Origin of the sequence: Sphingobium sp. BS19, assembly GCF_027925545.1 — a bacterium.
Classification (GTDB): domain Bacteria; phylum Pseudomonadota; class Alphaproteobacteria; order Sphingomonadales; family Sphingomonadaceae; genus Sphingobium.
The window spans coordinates 65,743-83,392 of sequence record NZ_BSEF01000017.1 but is presented as its reverse complement, the minus strand read 5'-3'; the positions used below and the strand labels follow the sequence as shown (position 1 = coordinate 83,392).

20 protein-coding genes are annotated in these 17,650 nt (G+C 62.4%); 5 read left to right on the top strand and 15 right to left on the bottom strand.

Translation table 11 applies throughout. The features are described from left to right. Positions 1-338: 338 nt before the first annotated feature. The 7 genes from QMG56_RS18050 to QMG56_RS18020 all read right to left on the bottom strand — a co-directional run bounded on the left by QMG56_RS18050 (position 339) and on the right by QMG56_RS18020 (position 7,693). Positions 339-1,349 (bottom strand): DUF2493 domain-containing protein, encoded by a 1,011-nt coding sequence (locus tag QMG56_RS18050; protein ID WP_086486310.1) that lies wholly within the window; start codon positions 1,347-1,349, stop codon positions 339-341. Between the two features lie 73 nt (positions 1,350-1,422). Beyond that, positions 1,423-1,704: a hypothetical protein gene (locus tag QMG56_RS18045; protein ID WP_086486309.1), complete on the bottom strand. Its 282-nt coding sequence runs from the start codon at positions 1,702-1,704 to the stop codon at positions 1,423-1,425. An 86-nt stretch (positions 1,705-1,790) separates the two neighbouring features. Then, a complete protein-coding gene (locus tag QMG56_RS18040) occupies positions 1,791-2,261 on the bottom strand; it encodes a DUF736 domain-containing protein (protein WP_086486308.1) in 471 nt (156 codons plus the stop codon). Positions 2,262-2,784: 523 nt separating this feature from the next. Next, complete coding sequence (locus QMG56_RS18035) at positions 2,785-4,083, bottom strand: hypothetical protein (RefSeq protein ID WP_086486306.1); 1,299 nt, start codon at positions 4,081-4,083, stop codon at positions 2,785-2,787. 12 nt (positions 4,084-4,095) lie between these two features. Then, positions 4,096-5,298, bottom strand: coding sequence for an ATP-binding protein (locus QMG56_RS18030; RefSeq protein ID WP_086486305.1), 1,203 nt, complete (start codon positions 5,296-5,298; stop codon positions 4,096-4,098). A gap of 98 nt (positions 5,299-5,396) precedes the next feature. Continuing rightward, positions 5,397-5,960, bottom strand: coding sequence for a hypothetical protein (locus QMG56_RS18025; RefSeq protein WP_281823810.1), 564 nt, complete (start codon positions 5,958-5,960; stop codon positions 5,397-5,399). 65 nt (positions 5,961-6,025) lie between these two features. Further along, the gene (locus tag QMG56_RS18020; RefSeq protein WP_086486304.1) at positions 6,026-7,693 is read right to left on the bottom strand and encodes an ATP-binding protein; all 1,668 of its coding nucleotides are present in this window, start codon (positions 7,691-7,693) and stop codon (positions 6,026-6,028) included. Between the two features lie 144 nt (positions 7,694-7,837). On the opposite strand from QMG56_RS18020, the gene QMG56_RS18015 reads away from it, so the two are divergent. Both QMG56_RS18015 and QMG56_RS18010 read left to right on the top strand, forming a co-directional pair. Further along, positions 7,838-8,017: a hypothetical protein gene (locus tag QMG56_RS18015; RefSeq protein ID WP_086486446.1), complete on the top strand. Its 180-nt coding sequence runs from the start codon at positions 7,838-7,840 to the stop codon at positions 8,015-8,017. Beyond that, positions 8,017-9,414: a DUF6880 family protein gene (locus tag QMG56_RS18010; RefSeq protein WP_086486303.1), complete on the top strand. Its 1,398-nt coding sequence runs from the start codon at positions 8,017-8,019 to the stop codon at positions 9,412-9,414. Before QMG56_RS18015 ends, QMG56_RS18010 begins: the two co-directional genes overlap by 1 nt. Before the next feature lie 37 nt (positions 9,415-9,451). Here the strand turns inward: QMG56_RS18010 and QMG56_RS18005 are convergent, their stop codons facing one another. From QMG56_RS18005 to QMG56_RS17995, 3 genes are all read right to left on the bottom strand, one after another. Further along, positions 9,452-10,516, bottom strand: coding sequence for a hypothetical protein (locus tag QMG56_RS18005; protein ID WP_086486445.1), 1,065 nt, complete (start codon positions 10,514-10,516; stop codon positions 9,452-9,454). Between the two features lie 309 nt (positions 10,517-10,825). Beyond that, entirely contained in the window at positions 10,826-11,038 is a 213-nt protein-coding gene (locus QMG56_RS18000) for a hypothetical protein (protein WP_086486302.1), read from the bottom strand. Positions 11,039-11,130: 92 nt separating this feature from the next. Next, positions 11,131-12,327 carry a DUF932 domain-containing protein gene (locus QMG56_RS17995; protein WP_176342165.1) on the bottom strand — a complete coding sequence of 399 codons (1,197 nt, stop codon included), beginning with the start codon at positions 12,325-12,327 and terminating at the stop codon, positions 11,131-11,133. Between the two features lie 187 nt (positions 12,328-12,514). Here QMG56_RS17995 and QMG56_RS17990 point away from each other — a divergent pair, with 187 nt between their 5' ends. Beyond that, positions 12,515-12,787 carry a hypothetical protein gene (locus tag QMG56_RS17990; RefSeq protein ID WP_086486444.1) on the top strand — a complete coding sequence of 91 codons (273 nt, stop codon included), beginning with the start codon at positions 12,515-12,517 and terminating at the stop codon, positions 12,785-12,787. Continuing rightward, a complete protein-coding gene (locus QMG56_RS17985; RefSeq protein ID WP_254908152.1) occupies positions 12,777-13,328 on the top strand; it encodes a type II toxin-antitoxin system VapC family toxin in 552 nt (183 codons plus the stop codon). The genes QMG56_RS17990 and QMG56_RS17985 overlap by 11 nt, the downstream gene beginning before the upstream one ends. A 51-nt stretch (positions 13,329-13,379) precedes the next feature. Here the strand turns inward: QMG56_RS17985 and QMG56_RS17980 are convergent, their stop codons facing one another. From QMG56_RS17980 to QMG56_RS17960, 5 genes are all read right to left on the bottom strand, one after another. Beyond that, positions 13,380-13,721: a hypothetical protein gene (locus QMG56_RS17980; protein WP_140159641.1), complete on the bottom strand. Its 342-nt coding sequence runs from the start codon at positions 13,719-13,721 to the stop codon at positions 13,380-13,382. A gap of 31 nt (positions 13,722-13,752) precedes the next feature. Continuing rightward, positions 13,753-14,571, bottom strand: a complete 819-nt coding sequence (locus QMG56_RS17975) for an N-6 DNA methylase (protein WP_281823802.1) — start codon at positions 14,569-14,571, stop codon at positions 13,753-13,755. Between the two features lie 116 nt (positions 14,572-14,687). Next, positions 14,688-15,386: a hypothetical protein gene (locus QMG56_RS17970; protein WP_086486443.1), complete on the bottom strand. Its 699-nt coding sequence runs from the start codon at positions 15,384-15,386 to the stop codon at positions 14,688-14,690. 76 nt (positions 15,387-15,462) lie between these two features. Then, positions 15,463-16,095 (bottom strand): hypothetical protein, encoded by a 633-nt coding sequence (locus tag QMG56_RS17965; RefSeq protein WP_086486298.1) that lies wholly within the window; start codon positions 16,093-16,095, stop codon positions 15,463-15,465. Further along, entirely contained in the window at positions 16,088-16,573 is a 486-nt protein-coding gene (locus QMG56_RS17960) for a hypothetical protein (RefSeq protein WP_086486297.1), read from the bottom strand. Before QMG56_RS17960 ends, QMG56_RS17965 begins: the two co-directional genes overlap by 8 nt. Before the next feature lie 188 nt (positions 16,574-16,761). Between QMG56_RS17960 and QMG56_RS17955 the strand changes: the two genes are divergently transcribed. Further along, entirely contained in the window at positions 16,762-17,640 is an 879-nt protein-coding gene (locus tag QMG56_RS17955; RefSeq protein WP_281823801.1) for a MucR family transcriptional regulator, read from the top strand. The last annotated feature ends 10 nt before the right edge of the window (positions 17,641-17,650 follow it).

The following is a 17,650-nucleotide window of genomic DNA, read 5'->3' as shown; positions in this document are numbered from 1 at the left end:
CGCGACCGGCGAAGCCGGCGATGGGGGTCACGATTTTTTGGGGCGGCCACTTTGGTCGTAGGAGAAGCGCCCCGCCTGACCCGCCCCGAAAAATGGTGGGGCCCCGTCGTCCTTGAGGCCGACGCGGTCCCGTGCCACCCTTGGAATTCTTGAGAGAGAAGAGGCGTTGCGAATCTGGGGCTCGATGCCCCTGATTCGCAAATGGGTGCCTCCAGACGCTGTCCTCGGGGGAGAGAGCTAGCCACGCTTGCCCTCATCGCCAGGGTCAGCATCTGTTCCATGAAAAAGGGGACAGCACGCGTAGCGCTGTCCCCGAACGGAATGCGAGCGATGTAATGTCAGGCGGCACGGCGAAGTCGGCTGCGCTGGGGCGGAGTGACTTTTTCGACCGGCACCTGGTCGGCCTTGCGGAAGGCATGGATCGGAACGCTGGCCTTGCGCAGGGCCTGATAAAGGTTGGCCTGAATACCCGATCCCTCACCCAGCAAGGCTTCGACGGGTTTCAGATCCACCAGCTTGCGGTTGCGGGCAAAGGGCGCTCCGCGCCCTGACCCCGTCAGCGAATAAGTCACAAGTTGCACCTCCCGATTGCCCGCCCAAGAGGCCACGATCGCGTCGAAGCCCTTGCGCTGCGCGGTCGTCACCAGCGTCATATGCGGGATGCGTTCGAGGATGGTATCGAGCCTGTCCCAGAGCAATTGCCAGTCATGCCAGTCGGCATGGCCTGAGGCGATGACGATCGGTCCACGCGGTCGGTACCGCTCGCGTTCGGCCAGTTCCCGGGCACGCAGGAAATCCTGTATCGACACCTGCGTGGCGGTGGCGGCTTTCGACACACGCGATCCGCGGGCGGGCGACCAGGGGCGACCCGATAGCACCCGGAAAGTTTCGGCGGCATAATCGCGCATGCACTCGACCGCTTCGCGCTGTTCGGTCAGCGACTGGCACAGGAGCTGTTTCTCCTCCAATTCGCTATTGAAGACCTCGGAAGGCTCCGTGCGCCGGATCATGTCGCGCAGTTCATGGGCCAGCATGTCTTCCTGCCGTTCGAGCTTGCCCGCGACGAAATGGAAACTGTTGACCATGCCCCATGCGATCTCGGGCGCGAGCGCGTCGAGGCGGGTATCGGTCAAAAGATCGAATATGGTGGCGATCACGCCAGCACAGTCGGCCTGCGCATGGAGCGGTTCGGGCATGTCATGCTCGCCCGGCGCGTCGCCCGGCGCAATGATCGAAAGCGGGATGGGATCGCCAAAGGCGCGCTTGAATTCCGGTGTCGCCGTCATCTGCGCAAACAGCGCCGGCAGGTCTGCGAAGTGGCTGATACGCCGCGAATGGTCGTGGGTCATGGGACTTATCCTCATCAGGGAAAAGGAAAAAGGGGCGCGAACGCGCAACGACGTTCTGCCCCATTATGTCGGATCAGTGCGTGCTCGCCCGTGCACTGGCGAAAGCGGTCGAGCGCGTCAGGACGGCATCGACGATTTGCGCCGCATGGGGCGCAAAGGGTGTGCCTTCGAGCAGGTCATAAATAGCAGCGATGATCTCGCCGCATGTAACGCCGCCAGGGATCTCCGGCGAGCGGACCGCAAGCGTGTTTTGGGGTGCCAGCAGGTCCCGGATTGCGGGGCTGGCCATGATCGCGACGCAGAGCGCCGAGAGATCGGAGAGCGGCGCGATGTCATGAAAACAAGGAAGCGGCATGGACTGTCTCCTCATGCGAAGAAAGGAAAAGGGCCGAGGAAGCCTGACGCCTCCCCGGCCCGGAACGGGTTCCGATCAACGGATGATCAGAACGGGTCCTCCTCGCCAAACGGCGCGCCCACACCGGCCAGCTCGCCGTCAGCCCCTGCGGTGCTATCGCCGAAGCCGCCCTGATCGCGCGCGCCGCGATCGTCATAGTTGGTGCGGCTGGTACCCATGCCGCCTCCGAAGTCGGAGCGCATGGTGTCGCGCCGCCATGCAACCATGTAGCCGCCATGATCGGCCGGGAAGAGCGCGATCGGCAGCGGCTCGGGCAGGCTGGGGTCGTCGATATTGCCGGCAAGGAAAACCTCGCCGGTGCGCTTGGACGCAGCCTCCCACAAAGCGCCGACCTGAACCCAGCGACGCGCGACGTTGAGCGCCAGGATCTCGTAGACCGGAGCCTTCTCATTCCCGCTCATGACCTTGCGCAGCCCGATGCGCGGGAGATCGATCGTGCGGGTGGCGATCGAGCCCGTCAGGCGGCCGTTCTGATTGAAGATTTCACCGATGTTCATCGTCTTGACCTTTCGAATGTCGCTCGAAATCCATTTTCCGGCGACACCCTCCCCGTCCCTTCTCTCCTCTCTGTCCCGCCCTTGCCCTCCCGCGCCGCCCGTCGAAGGAACAGCGCTCCCCATGCCTCCCGCGCGACGCTCACCCCTCCACCCCACCCGCCGCGCTGCGACCGGCGCACAATTCTGCGCAAACCCCCGGCAAGACGGGCCGCGAATGCAGGGCCGCCGGGGGCAGCGAGGGTGGATGAGGCGCGAGGTTGGGGGAGTAGCGGTAGCGGTCCGCAAGGCGAGATCATGCGGCCATCGCCAGCCAGCGATCCGGCCACACCGGTGGCCTTGTCGTTACCCGATAGGCCTGAAGGGGCACGATCCCGCGAATGACATAATGCGGGATACCCGTGTCCCGCCGAAGATTGAGGGCGATTTTATAGGCGTGATCGAATGAGCATAAACGGTGCCGGCAAGGTGACAACCGCGCGGGCAGATCGGACGAGGGCATCATGGCCTCCATGCAGGAATATGTTCAGGCAGCGATTGACCGGTCGACATCGACCGCCGCAGCCGCGTTAAGCGCAAGCAGGCTTTGGAGCGTGACGGGTGTGCGATTTGCCCGCCGGGTCCTGGGACCTCGGGAGAGCCTGGCCGGATCGTTGAACCGGCAGCCGATACGCGCGCCATGCTTACCGATGACGGCGGGATCGCGGCCAAGCGCCTGGGCGACATCGACCATCGAGACGCCATGGGTCCAGGCGTTGCGGATGGCGCTATCCTCGTCCGCACTGAACGCGCGCATGAAGCCATGCACCAGCCCCAGGCGATTGGCATGATAGAGGACAGCGCGCACGCCGCGACCAAGGTCTTTGGCAATGTCCCGCGTCGAGACCTTGCCATAATCCGCTCGCAGCCGGGCTTCTTCCCCGGCCGTCCAGACAGGTCCCTGCCGAAACCCGTCGCGGCGGACATGCGTGCCGCGCAAGCCAAGCGCCTCTGCACGCCAGCGGATGGAATGCGGGCCGCGGCCAAGCCGTTCCCTCAACGGCGTCAGGCTCGCGCCATTGGTATAGGCGTAGCGCAGCAGCTCGTCTTCTTCGGTGATCCAGGGCCTGCCCCACCCCCTGCCGTAACCCAGTTTGCGCAGGCGTTGGCCAAGGCTGCGACTGTTCCGGGCCGGAAAACCTTCAGACGCCAGCGCCCTGGCAATGGCGACATAGGGCGCGCCGGTGGCCGCGAGTGCGAGTGCGCGGGCCATTTCCGCGTCGCTCCAGTCGTCCGGCTGGCAGGCATGGCGCAGCCCCAGCGCCGAAGCGCGGGAGATGACGCCAGCGAAGGGACGGCCGATGAGGCTGGCAATCTGGGCGACGGGAACACCCTTCTCGTACCCGACGCAAAGCTGTGCATCTTCCCAACCGCTGTAGGGCGGCGATCCCGGTTCGGAGAGACCGAGCAGTTGCGCACGGGCATAGAGAGCGCTCACACCCCGGCCGAGACGCGCCGCTAGCGTCGCGGTAGGTTCCTGCGCATAGCAGCGCGCCAGTTCCTCATCTTCCCATGCGATCCAGGATCGCCGCGAGTTCCGGCGCAGGCCAAGATCATGGATGCGGGTGGCCACGCCCGCACGGGACCGGCCAAACAATATCGCGATCTCATCGATCGTGCAGTCGTCGGCGAAGGCTGCGCGCAGGCGCTGTATTTCATCGGGGAGCCATGCGTCGGCACGGAAGGCGAGTTCGACAAGTGCTGTCGTTGCGCCAATGTCCCGTTCAGGAATGAACGGCGTGAGCTCGACGATATCAGCGTCAAGATCGAAGCTTGTCTGGGTCATGGCGTTCTTCCTTCAGACTAGGCCGATAACGGGCGTATCGACGACACGCAGGCGCAACCGGGCCGACAGCCGCGCAATCCGCGTATCGCCGCGTGGCATGGTGTCGGACGCACCGATCGCGGCGAGCAGGTCGAGCCCGGCATCGATATCGTTCGCCGGCAATGCGAGGTGACGCGCGAGATCGTCAGCCGTGGTGGCGTTGGGCGCTATGTTGCCCAACGCGCCGACAATACGGGCTGCGGCGGGGGCGGCCGGATCGAGGAGGAAAGCGTCGAGCGCACGCTGGCCTCGCATGGCTCCCTGGTTCCCTCTGGTCGGCGCGACCTCGCGCAGGGTGTCAAGATCGAGCAGGGTCCGGCTCTGGTCCGCATCGAGATCGGCGGCAGGAACGAGATCAGGCGTGCGCCCGATATGGGGGGTGATCGTGGGATCAATCTTCGCGAGCACCGGCGTCGCCGCAAGCGCCGGGCCGAAGGCGAAGAACTCTCCAGGCGGAAGCTGGCGCAGCAACGCCGCCTGATCGCTGCCGAACCCGAGAAGGTCGGCAGCGCGCGCAACATCGCGATCGAAGACGTTAAGGCCAATCAGATGATTATGCAGTTCGGAGACCACCGAACTGGCGAGCTTGGCGAGGCGCTGGGTCGCAATGATCGTGCCAATGCCGCGCTTGCGGCCGCGAGCGCACATATCCGTCAAGGTGGCGACCCCCAGACGGCGGGTTTCCGCGTCGCGGGCCGAGGCTGCCATATGGGGCGCGAGCAGATGCGCCTCATCGATGCACACCAGCACGGTGTGAGCCCAATGTTCGCGCGGCGTCGAAAGCAGCCCTGCAAAGAAGGCCGCCGCCTTCTCGATGCGATGATCGGGTTCCAGATCGGTAAGGTCGAGATGCAGGGCGATGCGGTGGTGCCGTGTTCGAAGTGCGAGGGCGGTGAGGCCATCATTGGCATAGTCACGCGCGATGACCGTGGTGGCGCCAATATGGGCGGCCAGGTTGGCGAACTCGCCTTCCGGGTCGATAATGATGGTGGTGAGATAGTCGAACGCTTCTTCGATGATCCGGCGCAGCGTCTGGCTTTTTCCCGCGCCCGAAGATCCCTGGATCAGACAGCGCCCCGCCATCAGTTTGCCCAGATCCAGTTCGAGCGGACTGGTCGATGAGCGGCCGAGCGGGACTTTCGTGTCGCGAGTAAAATCATGATTGGCGATCGTCATGGGATATGCTCCTTCGCCCGGGCTCGCTGAGAGCGGCCGGAGATGCTGGTCGAGGGAATGGCGGGCTTAAGGCGGCAATGCCTTGGAGTGCCTGGCGATCAGGGATGTGTGTGCTGCAATCCATCGAGCGGCTGCTCGGACAGCGTCGCGTCCTTTTCACAGGCCTCGCAAAAGGCGGCGTCGAACACGGCGCCGAGCACCCAGTCCTGGGCATCATCGTCCCAGCGCGCCCAGGCGTCGCGCATCACCTCGGCGCTGCCACATGCAGAACAGCGGATCGTGATCCTCCCAGCAGGGGTTGCGGCATTGACCGATTCCCCAGCGTCGCCCGTTGCCTCCCTCTGCATGGTTGCGAAGACCGGGAACCGATCGGAAGGCGGTTCATCACGGTCGAAGCTGAGCCAGTTTGCTCCGGCTTTGCGGGCGTCTGCCAGCAAAGCCCAGAATTCGGGTGAAAGCGCATCGGGGCGCTCGGGCCAGTCATCCATGAAGCCAAGATGGACCCAGAAGCCATATTGGTGCGCCTCGATGGTCAAGATCGGATGATCGACGATCATCCGGCCGCGCCTTCGCGGCGCGAGTTGGATCAGCCGGTCGATGGCGTCATGCTCAGCGCAGGGAAGATGCGCTGTCGAACAGGCGCAGACGGGGAAGCGGCGCATGGCCGGTCTCCTTGATTGGGTTGGGACAGGGGCGACAGGCGCGGCGAACAAATTCAGGGGCCATTTCAATTCGGCAGGAAATCGACCGTGATGGCACCGCGCTCGGCGTGAATGACGATCTTGCGATCGAGCGGGATCAGCCAGCTCAGATTATCCCACGCGCTCATGTTGATGGCTTCGAGGGTGGCAGCGTCCTCCCCAAGGAGGATATGCGTAGCGTGCTGCCGCGCTTCGCGCTCGAAGGATCGCGACTGGGTATCCCAGCTGTCGCAGTCGCCATCATCAGCCGCACAGAAGATCGTCGCATAGATCATGCGGCTCAGTCGGTCCGGCGTTATGCCACCATCGCGCGTGGCCAGGATGATGGCCTCCTCGATATCCCAACTGCCATTGCGGCAGACGAGCGCCGGGATTTCGATAGAATGGACGCTATGTGGCGCGTCCTCGCGACCGGTTTCACAAACCGTCAGCTCGATGACGATCCGGTCGACCAGGCCACAAGCGAAATCGGCGGAGAGACACATATCCTCGTCATAGCGATGCACGGCGCCTTCCCGGTCGATGCGCAGGGAAATATCCCTGATGACCGGGAGCGTGTCATACCAGGCGTAGCCTTGCAGCGCGTCTTCCGCCTCGACGAGTTGTACATCCTCGATGGGCGGTTTGCCCCGAGCCAGCGCAAGCGCCTGCGCAATATCGGGCTCCAGGGAGGGCACGATCAGCATTGCGCCTTCAGGAGCGATCATGCGGCTGCTGCGCCCATGGCAGTCGTCGGCGGTCTGCGGCCGCCAGATCGCCAGCCCTGAGCGCGCCTGCGGCAGCGTGACGCCCAGCTCGCAGGCCCGCTGCCAGGCGGAAGAGGGCAGCCGATGGTCCGGCCGGGTCGCGATGGCCTGGTACAGGATCTGCTCGGCAGCGTCGCGAAGGGCCTTCAATGCTGCGTTGTCGATCACCTCCTTGCGTGCCGGCAGCACCAGATGAATTTCCGGGGCATTGATAATGTCGATCCGGACCGTCCAGAGACGGCCACTATCCATTTCTTCCTGAACCGTAGGCAAGGCGCATTTGACGCGGTGCCCGTGGAAATTGATGCGTTGGTCGCCTGGCCAATCAGGATCCCGGTCATAGACACCGATACGGCAGCCGCAGGCGTTCTCGACAAACATGGCGTCCTTGAGGAAGTCTTCGCGGGGCAGCAGCGCCCCGTTCAATGTTACCGGTAAGGGATAGTGACTGGCTGCATCGGCGACGACCGCAGACAAGCCTTGCTTCCAGTCGGGCGGCAGTTCGATCGAGATCAGCGTGCCCCAACCGATCATGGCCGGGTCGATGGCAACCGGCACGCCGCTGTCCCATGCGTGCGCGGGGATCTGGACTTTCCAGGCCGTGGCGGCAGAGGGGGAGAAGGACTGGATTTCGATCGTGCGGCCGGCAAGGCTGAACATGCCCATGCCGGCCGGGTCTTCGCTGCGCGCGATGTCGGCGCCCCAGCCTGAATGTCCCAACATCAGCAGGGCTGCTGGATCGTCGATGCCGCAGCCATCATCGCGGATGTGCAGAAGGGATCGGCCGTCCTGTTCGGTCAGATCGACCGCGATGCAGGTGGCGCCGGCGCGTCTGGCATTCTGGAACATCTCATGAAGGCAGTCCCGGCTGTCGCCTGAAAAAAGGCGTGAAGCGAGGCGGATCGCGTCCGGGCTGACGGCGCTACGGATCGTTGCGGGAAGGGGCATGACGGTCTCCCTGGTTCCGGACTGGAACCCATCATCCCTTCCCCTCTTCCTCCCCTCCATTTGTCGTCAAAGGGCATGGTGCCCGTTGAGGCCGATGTGCAACCCGCTGTTGCGGCAGCGGTCCCCGGCTGCGAAGAACGAGGAATGCCCAAGGATATGGATTCGCAACTGACCGCCTTGCTCCGGCGCCTGCCGGACTGGATGCGCCGGGATATCGCCGCCACCGATCCGGCACGGCGCGAACGGGCCGAGGAGGCACTGCACGCCATGCTGCTTGCCCTGATCCAGGGAACGGCAGGGTCGGTATCAGGGCAGGACGGCTGATGGCGGCCTCCGGAAAGGGCAGTCGCGGTTCGGGCAAGATGACGTCCGAAGCGCTCGAGGCGCTGGGACCCGCTCGCCTTGCCCGGCTTGTTCTCGCCCAGGCCGAGCGTGACGCCGTCTTCGCCCGCGCCGTCCGCATGGAGCTGGCGGCCAAGGACGATAGCGGCGCGCTGGCGCACGAGATCGACAAGCGACTGAAGACCATCCGGCGTTCGAGAGGTTTCGTCGAATGGGACAAGGCGCCTGCACTCGCGCGCGAGCTGGATCAGTTACGCGAAACGATCATGGGGCCGCTAGCCGGACACTCGCTGAGCCAGGCGGTCGAGAGCATGCGGCTGTTCCTGAGCCTTGCCGAGCCGGTGTTCGAAAGATCCGACGACAGCAGCGGTTCGCTCGGCGAGATATTCCGCCAGGGCGGCGAGGATCTGGGCGGGCTATGGTGCCAGGCGGATGCGCCCAATGTCGAACTGCTCGCCGGGGATATTTTGACGCTGATCGAGGGTGATGGCTACGGTGTCTTCGACAACCTGCCGGATGCGGCTTCTCCAGCCTTGGGACAGAGGGGCCGCGCAGCTTTGCGCGGGATGCTGCTTGAGCGGCAGGCGGCCAAGACAGGAGATGACCGGCGACAGTTCGACTATAAGGTCGGCTGGCTGCTACCCAAACTCGCCGATCTCGACGGCGATGTGGACGCCTATATTGCAACGGTCGATCCCGATCGTCGCAATCCCCTGCTCAATGCGCAGGTGGCCGCCCGATTGATCGCACATGGCCGTGCGGTCGAAGCCCTCGACTGGATCGACGCGCCGGTTGAGCGCAGCCATAACGAGCGCGAGCTTGCCGAACTCAAATTACGGGCCTTTGAGGCACTGGGCCGCAGGGACGATGTACAGGCGCAGCGCAAGGCGATCTTCGACCGCTGGCTCGACGGGCAGGTACTGCGCGACTGGCTCAGGGCTTTGCCCGATTTCGAGGATGTCGCTGCGGAGAGGCAAGCCCTCGATCAGGCCATGGCATATGATCGGGCGACATCGGCGCTGGCGTTCCTGGTTGCCTGGCCCGATCTCAAACGCGCCGGCAGACTGGCAAGGAAAAGGCTCGAAGAGCTTGAAGCCCGGGCTTATGACGTTCTGCGTCCCGCCGCTGAGGCATTGGCGCAGGCCGATCCGGGCGGGGCGACCCTGCTCTATAGGCGGCTGGTCGCAGGCGTCCTCGACCGGGCAAGCTCGAAATATTACCCCTATGCCGCGCGGGACTTCGCGGCGGCGGCCGCCCTGTCCGACCGTATCGCAGGCGACACCGACATCGTGTCGCATGAGGACTGGCTGGCCGATCTTCGCAAGGTGCATGGACGCAAGATCGGCTTCTGGAATCAGGTCGCGGGGAAATTCGGATAGTCGCGGGGAAGCCGGGGCGACCAAATTGGAAACCTCCCTACCAATGGTGGAGCGGCAGTCCGTCGACGTCACTGCCGTCACAGTCGAAGAGCAGGAACTGAAAGCCGCGCGTGCGCGCGAAGGCGATGAGCCGCAGCAGGTCCTGCGGCAATTGCCCCCGGCGGTCGTCATCCATGGCGCGCGTTGGCACGAACCAGCCATAGACGGAAGCTGCGATGTCGATCGGTCGATCGCTGGGCGGCCAGGACGCCCATTTATCGAGGCATGAGGCGGTATGGACCGTCAGATGTGCGGTCGACAGTACACAATAGCGGCCTTGCTCGATCGATCCGGCAGCAAGGGGATATGGGTGTCCGACTGGGGCAAGGCGCACGCGATCCTTCGTGCAGCTTTCCGACAGATGACATTCGAAATAGATTGATATTGCTTGTGTGTTTGACAGATCATTCGGATTGCGGGCATCGTCGATCTCGCTCCAATATTCGCGGCAATAAGCGGCGATTTCCGCGTCGAGAGCCATCTCATCGGCCGCGACGTGGATGTTCATTCCATGCCGATGTTCAATCACTGCCGTGTGGACCTCTATCGGCCATGGAAATGGGCAAGCGGCGATCGCGTCTTCGCTGGCGCGGATAGCATTGATCAGGGCGTAATGCGCCGGTGGATCCAGAGTATCGGGCGCTACCAGGGCAGTGCGCGCACGCGCGAGAAGCGCGAGATGGTCCTCGCGGTTGGAAGCCGGGTCACCTCCTATGGGCGGAGTCGAAGTCACTGGGGCAGTGGGGCCGGGTGCCTTTCTGCGGATAACCGGATGGCGAGGATCCGACCAGTCGATCGCGTCGGCAATCCAGCGGGGCACGAAATCCCAGTCGAACGACAACGGATATTCGCCTTCGACCGCGCGCCATGCGGCCTCCACTGCATCGACCCAGCCTACCACGACAAGGCGCAGCGCCGCGGTCCCCAGCGCATCGACACTTTTGCCCAGAGCGAGTGCCAGATCGACGGCATGGGGCGCGACCGCCGGGTGGTCGCGAAGCTCGATGACGGCCTCCCACAAGCACGCGGCGGTTTCGAGATGGGAGAGCGTGTAGCGGGTCATCAACATGTTTCCTGGGTGAGGTGGCGAGGCGTACACGATCCCGACCGACGTAGGGCTCGGCTACGGTCTCGCGGCACGCGCGGACAGAAGGCGGCGCTCAGACCCTTGGCGGAGAACAGGGCGCAGACGTGGTCTCAGGGCCGCTCCGGATAGCCCGCGCATACCGATGCGAGGACTTGCGCCTGCGTTGACGGGAGCCGTGGGCTGTTCAGTAAGCAACCCAGGCGGGATCGAAAGCAGCCGGATCGGCGCTCATACCGCTAATTTCCGCAGCACAAGCGCCCGATTGGAAAAGATCGCGCGTAGAGATCAGACGGCGCGGACGGTAGCGGTTCGGCTGAGGTCGGGAATGCGCGCATCGTCATAGACGCTGTTCACGGACATCTGCAGCGCCTGTTGCTCCGCAGCGAACCAGGTGGATGCGGGAACGACGTAGGTCTCGGTGGCATATTGCTCGCCGCCGCTGAAGAAGGCGATGTCGACGATAAATTGTGGCAGGGAATGGGACGAATGGGCGCGCATGGCGGCATCCTTTCATGACGATGACCATCCCGGTGCGTGTCCGGGATGGCCGTGAGTAGGTGAAGCAGGAATGGGAGTGGTATCGCCGGGCGTCAGATCGCCTGTTCGAGCAGCTTTCTGGCCTTGTTTTCCAGGTCGAGGCGGCTGTCTTGATGCGGCTTCGACCGGGCCAGCGCTGTTATACCCTGGACAAAATCATAGATGGATTCAGGCGGACGGCCTTCCTCGGCGAGCACGGTCTGGATGATTTTCGCCGTCTCGGCTTTTGAAAAGCCGCGCTTGCGCAGGAAGGGTTCGCGGTCCTCCTCCTTGCGCGCGACGATCCGCTCGCGGGCGGCCTTGATGCCGGAGATGAAATGCGAGGGTGATGAGTTTGCGAAATGCTCAAGCGCCGGCGCGGCCTGATGCGCAAAACGGGCGGCGGCGAATTTCGAGTGGCGGATGTTGACCTCCTCGAAATTCTCGACACCCCACAGACAGCGGTTGGCGCATACGCCGCGTAGGTAAAAGGTCGCGATCCCGAGGGTCTTCGAGCCAACCTCGCTGTTCCAGGCGTAGAAACCGCGAAAATAGAGGTCGGGATCGCCGTTAGGCAGCTTGCCCGCCTCAATGGGGTGCGTATCGTCCACGAGGAACAGGAAAATGTCTCGGTCCGATGCGTAAAGTGTGGTCGTCTCCCTGGTGATATCGACATGAGGGTTATAGGTCATGCTGCCCCAGTCGATGGTTCCGGGCACCTTCCACCTTGTGTCCCCGACGCCATCGCCGGCAAAGGCCATCACCGCCTGCACCAGTTCCCAGTCGAAGATCCTGCCATATTCCGATCCGGTAGCCGCTCGCAATTCGGGGCGGCCATTCTCGGTCTGGAGCAGTTTGACCTGCTCGCCCCGGTGGTTGATCAGCCCATGCTGGAGATTGATGCCGGCAAGCGCGGCTGGCAACTGGCGCAGATAGGAGGCCGGAGCACCGACGAGACTTGCCACCTGGCCGAAGGACCAGTTGGTCGGCACAAGCGGACGATCATCGCCCGGCGCCATGAGCATCAGCCGCTCTGGATTGTCGCTTTTTGCCTCGACCCGGATCGACCGGCTTTCGACGATGCGCGTGGTCGCACGGTCCGCGCGAGTGCGCACGGCGTCATAAAGGCTGGTTAGCGAGAGATATTTCTCGTCGTCGGGGCGTGAGAACCACTCGGAGGATACGCGGCTGCTCATATGTCCGCGCGAGACATCGATCCGATAGGGAGCCTTGAGCCGGGGGCTGTCGGTCATGGGGGCAAGAGTCGCCATGGAAATCGTCTCCTTGAGATATAGAGCGACAGGCGCTTCTCGGCCCCTGTCACATCCCCACCCCTCACCTCCCCTTTTTCGGGTCATGCGATCGCGGTTTCGCAAGACCTCGACCGACGGCAGCAGTGATGACGGCCGTTTGCGCGTTTTACAAAATAGTGTATATGTTGAACGAAAGGAGTCTGTGATGACGGCGAAGCACGAAGATCATCTGTCCCAGCGACATGGAGCGGTCGTGGCCGCTGCGAAGGCGGCGGGCTTGCTGTCGGGCACGAACAGTGCGGTCGGCGCGCGCGTGCCGCGTGAACTCATCGATCGCGCCAAGATGCGCAGCGGCATCGCCTCGACCACCGATCTCGTCGAATATGCCCTCGCCAAGGTGGCGCTTGAGGATGATTTTGGAGCCAGGCTTGTGAGCCGGAAGGGTGCGATCCCGGCGGATATTGCGCTTGGGATTTGATCGCAAGGCCTCGTTGCGCAGGATCAGGCCGCAGCGATCTGCTGCCAGGCTGTCGCGACGCCCCGAAACTGAATTGCCGCTCGCTCACAGAGCAGCTGTCATAGGCCGCGAGCTTCTGCTCGACACCTGCGTCTATATTGATGTGCTTCAGGGCAAGACACTAGTTGAAGTAGACTCCTTGCTGGAGAACAGGATCGTCAATCATTCCCGCGTCGCGCTTGCCGAGATGACCCACCTGATGGGCGCGCTCGATCCTGCCGACAAACGCACGGCTTCGGTTCTCAAGACGCTGGGACGGACGATCGACGATATCCCTGAGCATCGCCTGAGCGCGCCGTCTTCGCGCGTGTTCGGAGAGGCCGGCATGTTGGCAGGAATGGTGACAAGGTTTTCCGGTCAACCGCATTCGATCGCCCTGCTGAACGACGCCCTGCTGTTTTTACAGGCTGCCGCGACTGGATGTGATCTGCTGACCGGAAACCGGCGCGATTTTGATTTTCTGGATCAGCTCATTCCAGGAACGGGCCTCATCCTGTATTGACCTCTCACGCAGGCCCGGCAAACCAGCTATGATCCCGACCGCAATGATCTCTCAGGCGACGCGCCAGCAGCACCAGCGTTCAGCGGCCTGTCGGGGACTGAGCAGGCCATGATTTCCGGCACACCATGAACGAAACGAAGGATCGAGCGCGAGAGCCGGATCGCCGAGCCGGTCGATGACATCTTGCATGAAGCAATCCACCGGGTCGATGACGGTCTCGGCTTTGGCGGCAGCAACGACGGCCTGAAGCTGCGCCATCATCTTCTCGGCCTCATCAATCGAAATATCCTCGACCGCACGCATGCCGCCGCGCGGTCCGCAGATGGCCAGGGTAATGATTGTTGTACCAGACGGTATCCGGCCCAGGGCGTCGATATGGACATGTCGGGACATGCCACTCTCCTATGATGTGAGATGTGGGAGATCAAAAGAGGCTCAACTGTCGGGGCATGGATCGCTGCGATGCCCTTGCTTCGCGCAATGGCGGAACCGCGTCTCGCGCTGGTGTGGGCGGACCTGGCTTCTTGGTAACATGTGGCGCCGTCGCGGCCAGGGGCTCGTGACATCGACGAACGGCGAGCCGGGCATCCCATCCACCCAGAATATGGGCCGGTGTAAACCAATGGTCACATATTTCACCAGACAGGGCGTTGCCGACCATAAGATGTGCCGGGATATGAAGCAGAGAAAGTTGGACATAGGCCATGTGGATCGCACGCGGATCGATATCGATCGCCGTCACGTGCAGGTGACGCTGATAGTTATGGCCGATATCGCCCATAGCCTCGGCCAGCGCGATTACCATCGATCCCGCGCCGCATGCTGGTTCCATGGCGGTCACGAAGCCATGCTGGGCAATAATCTCTTTCACATTTTCAGGATCGCCAACAACCGCCTGCGCCATAAAGCGACTGAGCGTATAGGGTGTGAAATATTGCCCACGCGCCTTGCTGCGAAGTTCGAGGTCGTGAAACAGGGCGCCCGGCACGTCGCCAGGCCCAGCCTCGAGCGCCTGCACCAGTTCGCCCAATATTTGCGGAAACAGATCGATGACATCCGGCCGATAGCGCCTAACGATATCCAGATAACGAACCTCACGCGGTTCGCGTTGATGCACATCGACACTGTTGGCCATAGCGATCGCCATGGCCTCCATGCAGTCACCGAAGACGGCATAGAGATCATAGCGCGGCTGGCTACGGCGCAATAGCGCCGCCATGGCCTTGGTATGCGGCTGGTGCACGCAGGCCTCCACGCTTGATTGTGAGATGAACGGCGCCGGGTGGCCGATGGCGACGGATTTTCCTCTGAAGCGCTGTTTGCGGCCGATCGGCGTTTGAGCGGATAGTGAGGTCGTACTCAGGAAGCCTTTTGCCATTCGTAGAGAAGATGATCGTCGGGACCATATTGCGAACCGATGGCGATCCTGATCAGGCGGCCGTCGCAGGCAAAGGAGGATGCCCGGGGAAAGGACAGGTAGGAACGACCTTCTAGGATAAGGTCGCCGGAGCGCACTTTCGTGATTTCGCGGGTCGTCCCGAGAAGTCGATGACCGGCGGGCGCGTCGATCAGCTTCAACCGATCACCGGCTTTGATGCGCTTCTTGAACGCCGCCAATGATATCACTGGGTCGACGGGATTGCGGATACCCTGACGTTTTGCCAATGCCGACCAATAGGCCTGGCCGATGCGGACCTCGCAGTAGAAACTGCATGACCAAAAATCCTGCAACGGATTGGTCCGCGTGAACCCGAACCGTTCCATCTGATCGCGCACCTCGACAATGAAGGCGTTCTGCGCATCACGGCCGGTCAGGTCGGCAGGGGAATCGAGTATCTCCGCAATGACTTTGCGCCCTCCGGAAAATTTCTCAGTGCGGATCGCGAAGACGGGTCCGGTAAAATGCTGTGCCAGATGGCGTTCGATCCGGGACGCGAGCGATGGCAACGCTTCACCGGCGCGATAGAGATCGCCCTCATAATGAAAATTGCCGCGTTCATCATACTCGGTTTGGCTATAGAGGCGCGCGGACGCGCCCGGCGCGCTAGCGTCGGTCATCATGATATCCTTGTTGCTTTAAGAAGATCGGGGGAAGTGAGGCGCGTTACGCCAGCGGCGCTCCGGTTATGGGACTTTAGCTGCCAGCAGCTTCAGTCCTCGCAAATACCCAGTCGCAATAGCCAAGTCGCGTATCGCCATTGGCGACCTCGGCCTGCCAGTCGGCCGAGGGATATTCGGGATCGTCAATCCATGGATCGAACGCTTCTGCCGTTGAGGTCGCGGCGGATTTGCCCAGCCGTCGCGCCAGTTCTTCCTGGGTGCTGGCGAATTCGACATGATCGGCGAATATCGCGCACCATCCTCCACCAAAGCTGTCGCGGCGGGGGCGCGAACAGCCATAGCACCAGACGAACCCGACAGGCGCTACTTCCAAGCTCTCCTGGTAACAGCGCCGGATGAGTTCAGCAATCGGACCTGGCTGGAAGTCGGTCGTGCCATAGATGGCGACAATGCACTGGGCTGCGCCCGCTATCTCGATCTCGGCACCGAAGTCCGGGAAGTCGGGATCATCGAAAATCTCAAGCAGGCCGTTGAACGGATTGGCGAGATCGGTCGGCATGAACGCAGCGAGAAATTCGGCGCTCGGTTCGCCTGGAGCAAGGTCAGCCAGCAGATCGGAAGCGTGCTGCCATGCCTCCTCGATCAGCGCGCTTTCACGCGCCGTGCAGGTGAACGCGAAGGATCCTTGAACATAATGGTCAGCCATGGATTGTCTCTGTCATTGCTTCATCGCTCGGCACTTCATCGACAAGCACCAGCGGCGGCGGGTTCAGACGCGCCAGTCTGTATTCAGCTTCGATTGCCGCGATGCTTCCCAGTTCCCGGATGCGCGCGATCGAAAAGACCTTCTTGTCACCCTGCGTCGTGACAAAGTTTTGCGGTTCGCCATGGCCCCGGTAAATGACGCGGACAAAGGGGCAGCTTCCGCAAAATCCGTCTGACCATCGGACATAATGGAGACCAAGACGTCGGCAGCTTTCTTCGATTTTCTCGAAGCATCCATTGGCCACTTCATGATCCATGAGCGTGAGAGGGTCGGTTGCGGGAAGATATGTGGGATCGAATGGTGTGCCGTCCCAATCGACAGCAGGATTATCGTGGGTGATCGCCTGGACGAAATCGGGATATTGCGAGCGGGGAATTATTCCGCCGATCATGATATGTGCGGATACGCGGTCGGACATGGCACGCCTTTCCTTGATACAAGATACCGGTCGTTCTCCCCCTTTGATCTTCCCCCTCTCCTTTTGCGGTGCGGATGAACGCCCTTCATTCCCGGCTTGCAAATGCAGCATATTCCCGTTTAGCTGCTGCAATCCTCATCCGGTGATATCCGGCATCTTCCCTTCATTCCTCAACCGGGAGTTCCTTCGTGGCCGATACCGAGCAGTCTGATTTCACCGCAATGACGGTGCAGTTACTGAGCGCCTATTTCTCCAACAATCAGGTTCCGGCCGGCGAGATTGCCGGAATCATTGAAGCGACACGCGGCGCGTTGGAACGAAAGGCCCAGGTGGAAACCCCGCCAGTAGCGCCCGATCATGTTCCCGCGGTCTCGATCCGCAAGAGCCTTGGCTCACGCGAGCACATCATCAGCATGCTTGATGGCAAACCATACAAAACCCTCAAGCGGCATCTGGCGGTGAATGGTCTGACACCGGCCGAGTATCGCGAGCGCTATAATCTTCCCATGGATTATCCCATGGTCGCGCCCGCCTATTCGGAACAGCGGCGCATCGTCGCGCAAAAGCTCGGACTTGGACGCCGGGTCGGCGCAAAAACGCAGGTTACGGCACCGGTGGAGGAAGCATCGCCAGTTGAAGAGGCAGCACCGGTCGTCGAAGCGGCGCCGGTTGTCGAAGCGGTGCCGGCACCTTCCAGCCCCGAAAAGCCCAAGCGCGGGCGGGTCAAGGCCGCGGCTGCCGAGCCTGACGCTCAGCAGGATATCGTTCCAGTCGAGGCTAAGCCTGAGCCAGTGCTGCCCGAAATGGCGTCGGCAAAACCAGCCAGGAAGACATCAACTTCCCGGAAGTCCCCCCGCGCCGGCACGAAGACATCGCCCGCCTCGCAGGAAGTGACGCTTGCGCCGATGACTGTGAAAGCCGTAAAGTCGGTTGGCAAAACGAAAACCGGGGCCAAAGCCACAAAGCCCAAAGCATCTGCATCTGCGGAGGCGAAAGGGACCCGACGCCGGACGTTGAAGTTAAACCATGTGGCGGATGAAACGCCAACGAAAGCTTCCGCGGAGTAAGGCGCTCAGG